This window comes from Streptosporangium sp. 'caverna' (genome assembly GCF_003203775.1).
Classification (GTDB): Bacteria; Actinomycetota; Actinomycetes; order Streptosporangiales; family Streptosporangiaceae; genus Streptosporangium; species Streptosporangium subroseum.
In genome coordinates this window covers 8,294,878-8,308,377 of sequence record NZ_CP029711.1, presented here as the reverse complement: position 1 = coordinate 8,308,377, position 13,500 = coordinate 8,294,878, and the positions used below count along the sequence as shown (strand labels likewise).

Annotated in this window: 13 protein-coding genes; 1 reads left to right on the top strand and 12 read right to left on the bottom strand. The window is 70.0% G+C overall.

The window, feature by feature from the left end; translation table 11 throughout:
* Window positions 1-197 precede the first annotated feature (197 nt).
* From DKM19_RS35720 to DKM19_RS35675, 10 genes are all read right to left on the bottom strand, one after another.
* On the bottom strand, window positions 198-701 hold the full coding sequence (locus tag DKM19_RS35720) for a hydrogenase maturation protease (protein WP_110701909.1): 504 nt from the start codon (window positions 699-701) through the stop codon (window positions 198-200).
* A complete protein-coding gene (locus tag DKM19_RS35715; RefSeq protein ID WP_110701907.1) occupies window positions 698-2,044 on the bottom strand; it encodes a hypothetical protein in 1,347 nt (448 codons plus the stop codon). The genes DKM19_RS35720 and DKM19_RS35715 overlap by 4 nt, the downstream gene beginning before the upstream one ends.
* The gene (locus DKM19_RS35710) at window positions 2,041-2,673 is read right to left on the bottom strand and encodes a DUF6084 family protein (protein ID WP_110701905.1); all 633 of its coding nucleotides are present in this window, start codon (window positions 2,671-2,673) and stop codon (window positions 2,041-2,043) included. The genes DKM19_RS35715 and DKM19_RS35710 overlap by 4 nt, the downstream gene beginning before the upstream one ends.
* Window positions 2,666-3,298, bottom strand: a complete 633-nt coding sequence (locus DKM19_RS35705) for a DUF5947 family protein (protein WP_110701903.1) — start codon at window positions 3,296-3,298, stop codon at window positions 2,666-2,668. The genes DKM19_RS35710 and DKM19_RS35705 overlap by 8 nt, the downstream gene beginning before the upstream one ends.
* Window positions 3,295-3,855, bottom strand: a complete 561-nt coding sequence (locus tag DKM19_RS35700) for a NifU family protein (protein WP_110701901.1) — start codon at window positions 3,853-3,855, stop codon at window positions 3,295-3,297. The genes DKM19_RS35705 and DKM19_RS35700 overlap by 4 nt, the downstream gene beginning before the upstream one ends.
* Window positions 3,856-3,913: 58 nt before the next feature.
* Window positions 3,914-5,722: a nickel-dependent hydrogenase large subunit gene (locus DKM19_RS35695; protein WP_204358387.1), complete on the bottom strand. Its 1,809-nt coding sequence runs from the start codon at window positions 5,720-5,722 to the stop codon at window positions 3,914-3,916.
* 25 nt (window positions 5,723-5,747) lie between these two features.
* The gene (locus DKM19_RS35690; protein WP_110701899.1) at window positions 5,748-6,824 is read right to left on the bottom strand and encodes a hydrogenase expression protein HypE; all 1,077 of its coding nucleotides are present in this window, start codon (window positions 6,822-6,824) and stop codon (window positions 5,748-5,750) included.
* An 82-nt stretch (window positions 6,825-6,906) separates the two neighbouring features.
* Complete coding sequence (locus tag DKM19_RS35685; RefSeq protein WP_110701897.1) at window positions 6,907-7,602, bottom strand: SIS domain-containing protein; 696 nt, start codon at window positions 7,600-7,602, stop codon at window positions 6,907-6,909.
* Window positions 7,589-7,822, bottom strand: a complete 234-nt coding sequence (locus DKM19_RS35680; protein ID WP_110701895.1) for a HypC/HybG/HupF family hydrogenase formation chaperone — start codon at window positions 7,820-7,822, stop codon at window positions 7,589-7,591. Before DKM19_RS35680 ends, DKM19_RS35685 begins: the two co-directional genes overlap by 14 nt.
* Complete coding sequence (locus DKM19_RS35675; RefSeq protein ID WP_110701893.1) at window positions 7,819-8,439, bottom strand: SIS domain-containing protein; 621 nt, start codon at window positions 8,437-8,439, stop codon at window positions 7,819-7,821. The genes DKM19_RS35680 and DKM19_RS35675 overlap by 4 nt, the downstream gene beginning before the upstream one ends.
* Before the next feature lie 304 nt (window positions 8,440-8,743).
* Between DKM19_RS35675 and hypF the strand changes: the two genes are divergently transcribed.
* On the top strand, window positions 8,744-11,080 hold the full coding sequence (gene hypF, locus DKM19_RS35670; protein ID WP_239513757.1) for a carbamoyltransferase HypF: 2,337 nt from the start codon (window positions 8,744-8,746) through the stop codon (window positions 11,078-11,080).
* A 71-nt stretch (window positions 11,081-11,151) separates the two neighbouring features.
* On the opposite strand, the gene DKM19_RS35665 is transcribed toward hypF, so the two are convergent.
* Window positions 11,152-12,795 (bottom strand): MDR family MFS transporter, encoded by a 1,644-nt coding sequence (locus DKM19_RS35665; protein WP_204358386.1) that lies wholly within the window; start codon window positions 12,793-12,795, stop codon window positions 11,152-11,154.
* Between the two features lie 35 nt (window positions 12,796-12,830).
* The gene (locus DKM19_RS35660) at window positions 12,831-13,424 is read right to left on the bottom strand and encodes an NADPH-dependent FMN reductase (protein ID WP_110701891.1); all 594 of its coding nucleotides are present in this window, start codon (window positions 13,422-13,424) and stop codon (window positions 12,831-12,833) included.
* Between the last annotated feature and the right edge of the window lie 76 nt (window positions 13,425-13,500).

Here is a 13,500-nt window from a genome sequence, read left to right as displayed (position 1 = left end):
AGCCGAGCCGAGCCGAGCCGACGCGGCCGAGCCGCTCGCGCTCGGCCGATCTCACCGGGCCGCGCCGCGACCCCGCGAGGAGGATCCGTGCGCCGTCCGTCACATCTTTCTGATCTTCAGATAGCGCTTGATGTCGGGAATCGACTGGTAGACCAGCACCGCCAGCCCCACCAGCGCCGCCGTCGCCATCAGACGTTTCACCATGCGGGTTCCTCCTCGTGGCTCGCCGGGGCGAGCGCCGTCGCGATCTGCTGGTCGATCAGTTCGAGGACCAGCTCCGCCGCCGCGTCGACGGCTTCCGCCACCGGCGCGCTCAGCTCCATGCCGGGGGAGATGTCGGCGGGTTCGCACCCGACGAGCAGGACCCGGCCGGTCTCGCCGCCGAGCGTGCCCGCCAGCGCCAGCACCATCTCGGGCGTCATGTCGTGGGCGTCGACGAAGGACGCGGCGCAGCCACTCGTCAGCGGTTTGAGCACGTACAGCGTGCCGGGCGGGCTGTGGCGCGACACGGCGTCGACGAGGATCACGGAGTCGTACGCGCCGCCGGTGAGCTCGTAGGCGAGGTGGATGCCGCGAATGCCGAAGTCGGCGACCGTGACGCCGTCGGGAAGCTCGGCGTCCGCCAGGCGCTTGACCACCGCGACGCCGAAGCCGTCGTCGCTCAGGAAGACGTTTCCGACCCCCGCCACCAGGATTTTCATGTCATGACCTCCTCGGTGCCCAGCGGCTCGACCTCGTCCGGGGCGAAATAGAGGAAGCGCCCGTGGGACCGGTGCAGGTCGGCCCCCGGGTCCTCCTCCAGGGTGACGGCCAGGTGCAGGGCTCCGTCGAGGTCGAGGAGCACCGCCTCCACCTGGGCGGTTCTGCCCGCCAGGAACATGTCGTGGGCGTCGGCGCGCCGTTTGCCGGGAGCGAGCCGGACCCGGCTGCCCTTCGCGACCGCGACCCCTGAAACGACCACACTGTCGGTGTCCGGCGACACCGTGGAATCGGCCCCCGGGTCCCACCAGGGCGTGCGGACCTCCTGCGCGGGCGCGCCCAGATAGCGGATCACGCCGTGGAGCCGCTCCACCATCTCGGACGGCAGGTCGCCGACCATGTCGATCAGTTCGGACGCCCGGGGATCCGTCGCACGGGCCTCCCGCCTCTCCTCGTCGGTGAGGGTGAGCGTGCGCAGATGGAGCATCTCGTCCATCTCCGTCGAGTCGAACAGGTCGCCCGGACTCTCCGGCGCGATGTCCGGATGGTCGTACAGGATGATCGGCGACGACAGCACCACGTCGCGGTGTCCGGGCTCGCCGACGAGGACGGGCCAGGTGTTCTCGTTGCGGCAGGTCTCCACGGACGGCCGGGCCCACTCCGGCGGATCGAGCAGGGAGACGAAGGCCCCGCCGTTCACGCCGATGAGCAGGTGCGCCGAGATCAGCGAACGCCGCAGTGCCTGCTCGCGCGGCGCGTCCAGCGGATCCCAGGGGTCGGTGTTCTCCACCCGGACCCGCAGCTTGATCAGGCCGTACGGCCCCGCCACCGGCTCGGCGCCCACCCTGAGCACGGCGTGCACCGGCAGGTGTTCGGAGATGACGCGCCCCTCCACCTCGCCGGACGGCGCCACGATCGATGAGGTCGAGTGCTCTCCCGGGATGCGCACCTCGATCGTCTGCTCGGCGTCGAGCAGGTCGAGGACGGGGAGCGTGGCCTCCACCTCGCGCTCGGTCGCCTCGTCGAAGGTGAGGTAGGTCGCCTCTCCGCTCCTCAGCTCGTGGACCGGCTGCCAGCCGTCGCCCTCGGCGCGCTCGACGCTCCGCGCGTTGACGTGGAGGAAGCGCAGCCGCAGGTGCGCCACGGCCTCCCCGGCTCCCTCCAGGAGACACTCGGTCAGGCTCGCCGAGGGCTCGGAGGTGGCGGTGAACCCCGGCGGCACGAGCACCCCGAACTGCCAGCGGACCCGGTTCTTGGCCGCCGAGGCCCGGTAGGGGTAGAGCAGGTAGCCCTCGTAGAGCACCGCGTCGGCCACCTTCCTGGCGATCTCCATCGGCACGGTCATCCCCGGGTCTCCTTGAGCAGTAGTTCCAGTGCCTCGTCCCAGGTCGCCAGGGCGCGTTCGTACTTGAACCGGTGCAGGTCCCGCAGCGTGTCGCGGCGCAGCCGCAGCCACCCCGAATCGGGGAAGTAGCGGTCCATCAGCTCCCGCCAGACAGCAGCGGGCAACCGGTGCCTGGTCTCGCAGTGCCACGGCACCTGCCCCACGGAGAAGCCGCGCTCCGCCCTGGAGAACACGGTGCCGCTGAAGAGCAGGAGCAGCGGGATCTCGCCGTCGTCCAGCGCGGCGAAGTATTTGCCCGCGGCCACCTCCAGGTCGTAGCTGCAGGGCACCGGCACGTCGACCTCGGTGGTTCCGGTGAAGGCCGGGACCATGATCGACAGGTTGGCGAACTGCAGGGGCTTCAGCGTGTCGCCCCACCTAGAGGGATCTCCGAACAGGTCGCCGAGCAGCTCCACCTCGTCGGGGTCGTACCGTCTGAGGTGCGGTTCGATCCGGATCTGGCACCGCAGCCCGATGGCGTGCACCCCCTCGGGAGAGGGTTCGGTGATGCGCAGCCGGAAGACCAGCGTCGGGAAGGCCGCGTAGGCCTCCGCCCGCACGCCCACGCAGGTGAATCCGATCTCATCCACGGTCGTCGCCTCCGGACGGCACGAGGTCGCTGCGCCGGCGCAACCCGGTGAAGAAGTCCTCGATGGCCTTCCAGGCCTCCTGGCCGCCGTCGAAGCCCTTCCAGTGCAGCCGCACCAGGCCGACGAGCTCGTAGCAGGCGTCGATCGGCACCAGGTGACAGGCGAAACCGCCCTCGGGGCGGCGGTCCACCAGGAGCGCCTCGACGTCCGGCCGGGCATCGGCCATCGCCGGGTTGTCCGCCAGGACGCGTTCCCAGGTGTCCAGCGGAAGAAGGGACTCGGTGGCTCCGGCGGGGCTCGGGTAGAGGGCCACCGTCTGGTCGAGCGTGGAGTTGCGGAAGAAGAACGCCGTGCGGACCGGAATCTGGAGCTCGTCCCAGGTCGCCTGGGTCAGCCGGAACGCCGGGTCGTAGAGGTGGCGCTCCGGCACCGAGCGGTAACGCCTCTGAGCCCCCGCCTCATGGGTGAACAGCAGGTAGCAGCTCCGGCACGTGCACAGGAGCGCCCGGCTCTCGACGTTCACCACGTGGCCGTGCTCGGTGCCGGTCGGCTCGGCGCACATCTCGCACCGCGCCACGTCAGGCTTCTGCGGCTCCAGGAAGCGGCGCAGCCCGGTGGCCGTCATGAGACCGCCTCCGGCACCGGGCACGAGCCGGGCGGGCGGTGCTGGATCTGCAGCAGCGGCGCCCGGTCGTCGACCACTCCCTCGACGTCCACCCGGGACACCTCCGGCGCGGCGGCGGCGACGGCGCGTTCGATGGCGTCCGTGACGGTGGCCTGCGAGGAGGAGCAGCCGTGGCAGGTGCCCCGCAGGCGCAGCCGTACGACCCCGGACTCGTCCACGTCGAGCAGCTCCACCCCGCCCTCGTGCAACCCGAGGAGGGGCCGCACCGTGTCGAGCGCCTCACGGACGCGCTCAGCCGTGCTCAGCGGATGCAGATCGTGCAGCACGAGCAGGCCCGACACGAGGTGGTCGCCGACGAGGCGGCGGAACACCTCCGCGTCCCCGGCCTCGGTGACGATCTCCACGACGCGTTCGAGGCCCGCGCCGTACAGCTCGACGAGCACCCGGACGAGCTCCTCGGCCTTGGCGCGCGTCGCGGGGTCGGTCAGCGTGCCGAGTTCGGAGATCAGCGCCTCGACGCGACTCCCGGTGGCTTGAACATCATGGGCTGGCGGCATCTGCCCGGCCCCCTTTCCCGGCCGGAGGGGAGCGGACGGCTCCCCGGCGGCCGATCGATCACGTGGCGTTGAAGGCATGCGGGCTGTGCAGCTTGCGGAGTTCCTGGCCGTCACCGAGATACATGTGGACCCCGCAGGGCAGGCACGGGTCGAAGCTGCGCACGGTGCGCATGATGTCGATGCCCTTGAAGGTCTCCGGCGGGTTCTCCTCGAAGATCGGGGTGTTCTGCACCGCGTCCTCGTACGGCCCCGGCACCCCGTTGACGTCGCGGACGCTGGCGTTCCACGGTGTGGGCGGGTACGGGTGGTAGTTGGCGATCTTGCCGTTTTTGATCACCATGTGGTGCGACAGCACGCCGCGGACCGCCTCGGTGAACCCGCAGCTGATCGCCTCGTCCGGCACGGTGAACGGCGACCAGGTCTGGGTGCGTCCCGCCCGCACCTCGGCCAGTCCCTGCTCGACGAAGTACAGCGCGCACGCCGCCGCGTAGGCCTGGAAGTAGGTGCGGGCCCGGTTGCGCTCCAGCGCGTTGGACAGCGGCTGGCCGTTGTGCTGGGGGATCTTCCACTCGAAGGACTTCTCCGGCAGGGTGGCGCTCTTCGGCAGGTTGATCTCCACGCTGTGGCCGGTGGCCCTGACGTAGCCGATGTCGACCTTCCCCGACAGCGCGGTGGACCACAGCCGGGCGATCGGCCCGCCGCCGGTGTCCAGCGCGAGCATGTCCTTGCCGTCGAACCAGCGCGGGGACATGACCCAGCTGTACTTGTCGGTGAAGTCGCGTTTCTGCGGGTGCGGGATGGTGTGCTGGTTCCACGGATGGCGCATGTCGACCGGGTTGCCCAGGGGGTCGTGGGTGACGAACGGCTCCTGGCTCTGCCAGTCGTCGTAGTAGGAGCTGCCCAGCAGGATCCGGATGCCGAGGTTGATGTCGACCAGGTCGCTGGTGACGAGCCGGCCGTCGACGATCACTCCGGGGGTGACGAACATCTCGCGACCCCAGGAGCTCATGTTCCGGTAGGTGAAGTCGCAGTGCTCGGGATCCTGGAAGCTGCCCCAGCAGCCCAGCAGCACCCGGCGCCGGCCGACCTCCTCATAGCCGGGAAGGGCCTCGTAGAAGAAGTCGAACAGGTCGTCGTGCATCGGCACGACCCGTTTCATGAACTCCACGTAGCGCATCAGCCGGGTCAGGTAGTCGGTGAACAGCTGCACCGTCGCGACCGTGCCCACCCCACCCGGATACAGGGTGGAGGGATGCACGTGCCTGCCCTCCATCAGGCAGAACATCTCCCGGGTCAGCCGGGAGACCTGCAGCGCCTCGCGGTAGAACTCGCCCTCCAGCGGGTTCAGCGAGCGCATGATGTCGGCGATGGTCTTGTAGCCGTGGTCGGCCGCGTGCGGCGCCTCGGTGCGCTCGGCCAGCGTCAGCACGCCGGGGTTGGTCTCGCGGACCATCTTCTCGCAGTAGTCGACCCCGACCAGGTTCTCCTGGTAGATGTTGTGGTCGAACATGTACTCGGCCGCCTCGCCGAGGTTCAGGATCCACTCGGCGAGGGCCGGAGGCCGGACACCGTAGGCCATGTTCTGGGCGTAGACCGAGCACGTGGCGTGGTTGTCACCGCAGATCCCGCAGATCCGGCTGGTGATGAAGTGGGCGTCGCGCGGATCCTTGCCCTTCATGAAGATGCTGTAGCCGCGGAAGATCGACGAGGTGCTGTAACACTCGGCCACCCGCCGGTTCTTGAAGTCGATCTTTGCGTAGATGCCGAGGCTGCCCACGATCCGGGTGATCGGGTCCCAGGCCATCTCCACCAGTTCGCTCGGCTGCTCGCCCGGCCCGCCCCGCTGCGGCTTCGGTGAGGTCTTCACATCAACTTCCCTTCGAGGCCGCGGCTCAGCGCCACGGTGCGGTGTATCCGGTGAGGAGTTCGCGTCCCTTGGCACGCCACTTCGGCTCCTTGTCCACGGTGTGGAGGGTGATGCCGCGCAACGTACGGATCACGCTTCCGTAGGCGCCGCTGACCGTCACCGACAGCCGCGCTCCGGGCGGCTCGTCCATGAACGGCATGAACTTGTCCGGGAAGCCGGGCATCGTGCACGCGATGCAGATCCCGCCCACGTTCGGGCAGCCGCCGATTCCGTTCATCCACCCGCGCTTGGGCACGTTGCACTTGACCACCGGCCCCCAGCAGCCGATCTTCACCAGGCACTTGGGAGAGCCGTACTCGGTGGCGAACTGCCCCTGCTCGTAGTAGCCGGCCCGGTCGCAGCCCTCGTGCACGGTCTGGCCGAACAGCCACGTCGGGCGCAACGCCTCGTCCAGCGGAATCATCGGAGCCTGCCCGGCGAGCTGGTACAGCAGGTACAGGATCGTCTCCGACAGGTTGTCCGGCTGGATCGGGCACCCGGGCACGTTGACGATCGGCAGCCCCGCCGTGGAGCGCCAGTCCCAGCCCAGGTAGTCCGCCACTCCCATCGCCCCGGTCGGATTGCCCGCCATCGCGTGGATCCCGCCATAGGTGGCGCAGGTGCCGACCGCCAGTACGGCGGTCGCCTTGGGCGCCAGCCGGTCCAGCCACTCACTGGTGGTCATCGGCTGCCCGGTCTCCGGGTTGTTCCCGAACCCGCACCAGTAGCCCTCCTGCTTGATCGACTCGTTTGGGATCGAGCCCTCCACCACCAGCACGAACGGGTCCAGCTCCCCGCGGGCGGCCTTGAAGAACCACTCGATGAACACGTCCGCGCCCTGCATCGGCCCGGACTCGAAGTCGATCAGCGGCCAGTGCACCGCCACCTTGGGCAGTCCCGGAAGCGTGCCCAGCACGATGTCCTCGATGCTCGGCTGCATCGCCGCGGTCAACGCGACGGAGTCCCCGTCACAACTCAGCCCGGCATTGATCCACAAAATATGGATGACCGGCTCTTCCTGCCCCTGTGGTCCGCCGCTCGCCGACCGCGTCGTCGCCGTCATGCCGCCTCCCCACTCCTCGTCGATGTCGATGGGACGTGATCGGTGTGGGGGGTCTGTGCCGTACGGATCATGGCGCTTCCCTTCACCCAGAGCGGTGGCCCCGTGGGACGGATATCGAGTCGAGCGCGTGCTGGGTGAGCTCCCAGAGCACGTGGTAGACCGTCGTCTGCGCCTCCTGGATCCGGTGCACGGACGAGGAGGGGACGACGAACAGGTAGTCGAGAAGGTCGAGCTCGGCCAGCCTGCCGCCCTGGTCGCCGGCCAGGCCGACGGTGAGCATGCCCCGGTGCGCCGCCTCCTCGAACGCCTGGACGACGTTGCGGGAGCCACCGCTCGTCGACAGGCCGAGGGCGATGTCTCCGGGCCGAGCCAGGGCCGCGAGCTGCCGCGCGAAGACGACCTCGAACCCCACGTCGTTGGAGAGCGCGGTGACCACGGCGACGTCGCTGGTCAGGGAGAGAGCGGGCAGGGGCCGGCCGTGGGAGGGGTGCAGGAAGGCGGTGGCCACCTCCTGGGCGTCGGTGCTGCTGCCGCCGTTGCCGAACGTGAACAGCCTCCCGCCCGAGGTGAACCGGAGAGCCATCTCCTCGGCGCACTCGGCGAGCTCGGCCCCCGACTCCTCGGCCATCCGCCGGCGCAGCCGTACGATCTCGGCCGCCTTCTCCGCGGTGGACCTGTTGGCCTCCGCCAGCGCCGAGTCCATATCGGCCCGGCCCGCGTAGAGGAAGGGGTAGAGCCCCCCTATCCCGTCGGGCGGCGACTCCTCAAGCACGCTCATCACCGCTTCCCCGCGCGATCACGGCGATGGCCTCCTTGGCGTGCACCAGGACGGTGTCACCCACCGACGAGTCGACCAGCGCCACGCTGATCTCCTCGGGAAAACCGTCCGCACGGGCGATCGCCAGGTCCGGGTCCATCAGCCGGATCACCGTCATCGGCACGGCCTCGTCGGAGCAGGTGATGCACACATCGGCGGAACAGTCCGCGGGCCCGGTCATCCGGGCGTCTCGCCGGAGAGCGGGCCGGCCTGGTCGAAGAACACGTGGACCAGCTCCCACAGAAGGTGATAGATGGTCACGTGGATCTCCTTGACCACGGCGGGGTCGTCCGAGCCGGCGACCAGGACGTGGTCGACCGCCGGGCTGCTCGCGAGGGCGCCCCCGTCTCCGCCGACCAGGGCGAGGGTGAACAGGCCTCGGTCCTTGGCGGTCTCCAGGCCCCGCAGGACGTTCGCGCACCGGCCGTCGCGGGAGATCCCCAGCGCCATGTCGGAGGTGTCCGCCCAGTGGCGCACCTGATGGGCGAAGACCTCGGCGAGCCCCTCGTCGTTGCCCACCCCGCTGACCGTCGCGGCGTCGTTGCTCAACGCCACCGCGGGCAGCGCTCGCTTGCCCACGATGACCGGGTGCATGAACTCGACCGCGATGTGGGCCGCGTCCGTGCCTCCGCCGCCGTTGCCGAAGACGATCAGCTTTCCGCCGAGACGGAACAGGATGGCCATCTCCTGGCACGCTCGCGCGATGCGCTCCGCGTCGTCCGCGAGGGCGCGGCCGGCGCGGTCCCGGCGAGCGAAGGCTTCGCTGACCGCTGGTTTCATGGTCGATATGGCAGACATGCTGACGCTCCGTTATTTACGGTAGTCGTCAGATTACGGTGAGTTGTTTCAGGCGTGACACCCTTGACTTCACAATCAGCGGTAAAGCTCTGATCATGGACATCACCTTCTCGTCCAGACCGTGCGTGCCTCCCGGTGACGGCGCGCCGGGCACGGACAGGATGGCGGCGTGAGCATCGGACGGACGCGGCCACGGACCCGGATCCTGACGGCGGCGTGAGCATCGAATGGACGCGGCCCCGGACCCGGATCCGGATCGGGATGGCGGCGTGAGCATCGGACGGCCCCGGATCAGGGCGGCGGCGTGAGCATCGGGCGGACGCGGGCTCAGGCTCAGGTCCCGACGCGGATTCGGATCAGGGTCAGTGTCGAGGGCATCGTTCAGGGGGTGGGATTCCGTCCGCACGTCCACTCCCTGGCCCTGCGGCTGGCGCTGTCCGGATGGGTGGGCAACGACGGCCGGGGGGTGTTCATCGAGGCCGAGGGCGCGCCGGATGACGTCGCGCGCTTCCAGGAGGATCTGCGGGATCAGGCGCCCCCGCTGGCGGCGATCCACCGGGTCACCGCCACAGTGATACCGGCGCGCGGGGACCACGGGTTCCACATCGCGGACAGCCGGGAGGGAGCCGGAAGGGCCACTCTGATATCGCCCGATGTCGCGACATGTGCTGACTGCCTGACCGAGTTGTTCGACCCGGCCGACCGCCGATATCGCCACGCCTTCATCACCTGCACCAACTGCGGGCCGAGATTCACCATCATCCGGGACGTCCCCTATGACCGGCCGGCCACGACGATGGCCGCGTTCGCCATGTGCGGGGAGTGCGAGCGTGAATACCTCGATCCGCGGGACCGCAGATTCCACGCCCAGCCGATCTGCTGCCCGGCCTGCGGGCCGACGCTGCGGATGCTCGACGCCCGGAGCCGGGCCGAGGACGGATCACCGGCCGAGGATCCGATCACGTCGGCGGCAGGGCTTCTGCGCTCGGGCGGCATCCTGGCCGTCAAGGGCCTCGGCGGATATCACCTGGCGGTCGACGCCGCGAACGAGGAGGCCGCGCGGACCCTCCGCGCGCGCAAGCATCGCGAGGACAGGCCGTTCGCCGTCATGGTCGGCGACCTCGACACCGCGCGAGCGCTGTGCGAGCTGGACGGCGACGCCGAACGGCTGCTCACCGGCCCCCGGCGCCCGATCGTGCTGCTGCCCCGGCGGCCCGGCGCCGCGATGGCTGCGTCCGTGGCACCGGGCGACCGCCGCCTCGGGCTCCTGCTGCCCTACACACCCGTGCACCACCTGCTCGCCCAGCGGTTCGCCGGGCCGTACGTCCTCACCAGCGGCAACCTCTCCGACGAGCCCATCGCCTACCGGGACGGCGACGCGTGCAGCCGCCTGGCGGGCATCGCGGACGGCTTCCTCACGCACGACCGCCCGATCCACGTCCGCACCGACGACTCGGTGATCCTCCCGGTAGGGGGGAGAGGGCTTCCGCTGCGGAGATCGCGGGGATACGCACCCCAGCCGCTGAGGCTCTCCCAGCCCGTACGGCGGGCCGTACTCGCGTGCGGTGCGGAGCTGAAGAGCACCTTCTGCCTCGTCAGGGAGGACCAGGCCTTCCTCTCCCACCACATCGGCGATCTCGAGAACTACGAGACGCTGCGCTCCTTCGCCGACGGCGTCGACCATTTCCGGCGACTGTTCGACGTCACGCCGCAACTGGTCGCGCACGACCTCCACCCCGAATACCTCTCCACCAAGTACGCCCACGACGCCCAGGACACGGGCGGGGTGGACCTGGCGGGGGTCCAGCACCACCACGCGCACATCGCCTCCTGCCTCGCCGACAACCAGGAGACCGGGCCCGTCATCGGAGTGGCCTTCGACGGCCTCGGCTACGGCACCGACGGCACCATCTGGGGCGGCGAGCTCCTCGTGGCCGATCTCACGGGCTTCACCCGTGCCGGGCGCCTGTCGCCGGTGCCGCTGCCCGGCGGCACGGCGGCGATCAGGCAACCCTGGCGGATGGCCGCCGCGCACCTGGACGCGGCCTACGACGGCGCGCCCCCCGACGGCCTCCCGGTCAGGTCCCGCAACCACCGCCACTGGGACGACGTGGTGGCCGTGGCCAGGTCCGGGGTGAACTCTCCCCTCACCTCCAGCGCCGGCCGGCTGTTCGACGCGGTCGCGGCGATCACCGGACTCCGCGACACCGCCGGTTACGAGGGGCAGGCCGCGATCGCGCTCGAACAGCGGGCCGATCCGGCGGAGAGGGGCGCCTATCCCGCCCGGCTCCTCGACGACGGGCCGCTCGTGACGATCCAGGCCGCGGACCTCGTCCGGGCGGTCGTCGAGGACATGCGCGGCGGGGCCGGCCCGGAGCTCGTCTCCGCCCGCTTCCACAACGGGCTCGCCGCCGTCACCGCCGAGGCGTGCGTACGGCTGCGCGAGAGCACCGGCATAGGCACCGTCGCCCTGTCAGGCGGGGTCTTCCAGAACCTGCTGCTGCTGGACGGGCTCGTCAGGGCGCTTCGACTGCGGGACTTCCGGGTCCTGACCCACCGTACGGTTCCCCCCAACGACGGCGGCATCAGCCTGGGCCAGGCCGCCGTGGCGGCGGCACGCGACGCGCTCGGCCTGCTCTGACGCGTGTGGCCCGATCCGGGCCGGCGAGTGGCGGGGCGGATAACGAGGTAACGAGGTATCACTGCTCGCGATCAGTCGGCCGTACCGGCGGGGGCCAGCGTGGGACGGGAACTCCCTTCCGTGTCTTCCGCGTGCCCGGCCTGCTCCGCGGGTTCGGCGGGGTCGGCCTGCGCGGCCCCGGTGCGTAGTGGGATCTCCCGGATGAGCCAGGTCGCGGCGAAGGCGACCACCGACAGGACGGCGGCGCCGATGAGGATGCCGTGCAGGCCGCTGGAGACGGCCGCCCGGAAGGCGTCGCGGACGGAGGCGGGCATGTCCCGCAGCAGGGCGGGCGTCAGCCGGCCACCGCCGGCGGCCATCCGGTGCGCGGCCTCGGAGCCGAGCCTCCCGGCCAGGCTCGCCTCCATGCGGCTCGCGTAGACGGCGCCCAGGAGCGCGATGCCCAGTGAGCCGCCGATGGTGCGCACCAGGGTGACCGTTCCGCTCGCGGCGCCCATGTCGCGGACGTCGGCGCTGTTCATCGTGATGAGCATGGTGCTCTGCATCAGCAGGCCCATACCAAGCCCGGTGACCAGGGTGAGGGCGGACGCGACGGCCGTGCCGGTGCTCACGTCGAGCAGGAGCAGGACGAGGGCGCCCACCGCCATCACGGCTCCGCCGAGGATCGGGTAGACGCGGTAGCGGCCGTTGCGGCTGATGAGGTGGCCGACCGTCAGCTGCGCACCGAGCATGCCGAACATCAGGGGAAGCAGCAGCAGGCCGCTGGCCGTCGGGGAGGCCCCCTGGACGAACTGCATGTACTGCGGAAGGTAGTTCGTCACGCTGAGCATGACGGCGCCGACGAGGAAGCTGAGGATCTGGGCGAGGGTGAAGTTGCGGTTGTGGAACAGCCGGGGCGGGATGACCGGTTCGATGGCGCGCCGTTCGACGTACACGAACCCGGCCAGTGCCAGGACGCCGGCGGCGCCCAGGGCGAGGATCTGCGGCGAGGACCAGGCGTAGGTGTTGCCGCCCCAACTGGCCAGCAGCGTCAGGGTCAGGATGCCGACGGTCAGCAGCAGCGCGCCGGCATAGTCGATGCGGGCCCTGATCCGCTCGGTCCGCAGCCGGATCCCCGTACCGATGATCAGCAGTGCGACGATCCCGACGGGCACGTTCACGTAGAAGGTCCAGCGCCAGTTCAGCTGGTCGGTGAGGAAGCCGCCGACCAGGGGCCCGCCGATGAAGGCGACCGGCAGCATCGCGCCGATCATCGACTGCAGACGGCCGCTCTCTCTCGGCGGCACCAGCACACCGATGATCGAGAGCGCGCCGACCATCAGTCCTCCCGCCCCGAGTCCCTGCACGGCACGGAACGCGATGAGCTGGCCCATGTCCTGCGACAGCCCGGCAAGCACCGAGCCGACCAGGAAGAGCACGATCGCGGACATGAAGGTGCCCTTGCGGCCGTAGAGGTCGCCGAGCTTTCCCCAGATCGGGGTGGTCGCGGCGGCGGCCAGCAGGTAGGCCGTCACCACCCAGGACAGGTGGTTCAGCCCGCCGAGGTCACCCACGATCGTGGGCAGCGCGGTGCCGACGATCAGCCCGTCGAGCATGGCCAGGAACATGCCGAGCATCAGGCCGAACACGCCGAAGTAGAGCGACCTCGGGCGCTCCGGTTCCTTCTCTCCGGGGTGACCTTCACCGCGACTTTCGCTGTGACCTTCGTGATCCATCGTTGCCTCCTCCGGCTCCGGCGGGTAGGACGGCATCAGGCGGCATAGGGGCGAAGGGCCTTGGCGTCACGCAGGGCGTGCGCCCACCAGGCCAGCTGATCGAGCATGGTCTTCGCCGCGGCGCCTGCGGCCGGGTCCTTGGCATTGGCGTCCGCGTCGAACTGCGTCCACGCGCCGTGGAAGCTGACGGTGTCGCGGATGGTGACGGCGTGCAGCTCGGCCAGGACGACACGGAGCTGCTCGACCGCGCGGAGCCCACCGGACAGGCCGCCGTAGGAGACGAAACCGACCGGCTTGGCATGCCACTCCTTGTTGTGCCAGTCGATGGCGTTCTTCAGCGAGGCCGGGAAGCTGTGGTTGTACTCGGGGGTGACGATGACAAACGCGTCGGCCGCCGCCAGCCTCGGCGAGACGGTGGCCAGCAGCTCGGCGGTGCCGGGCGCCGCGGGCTGCCCGAAGGCCGGGAACACGGTGGGCAGCGGGGTCTCGGCCAGGTCGACGAGGTCGAACGTCATGTCCTCGCGTTGCGCGAGGTGAGTGAGCAGCCAGTTCGCCACGACCGGGCCGAAGCGCCCGTCCCGGGTGCTGCCGACGATGACCGCGACCCGCAAACCGAACATGTCGTCCATGGGAAATCTCCTCAATGTGTACGCCGTATCTTAGCGAGTACAACGTATACATGACTGTGTACGTTGTCTATTCCTG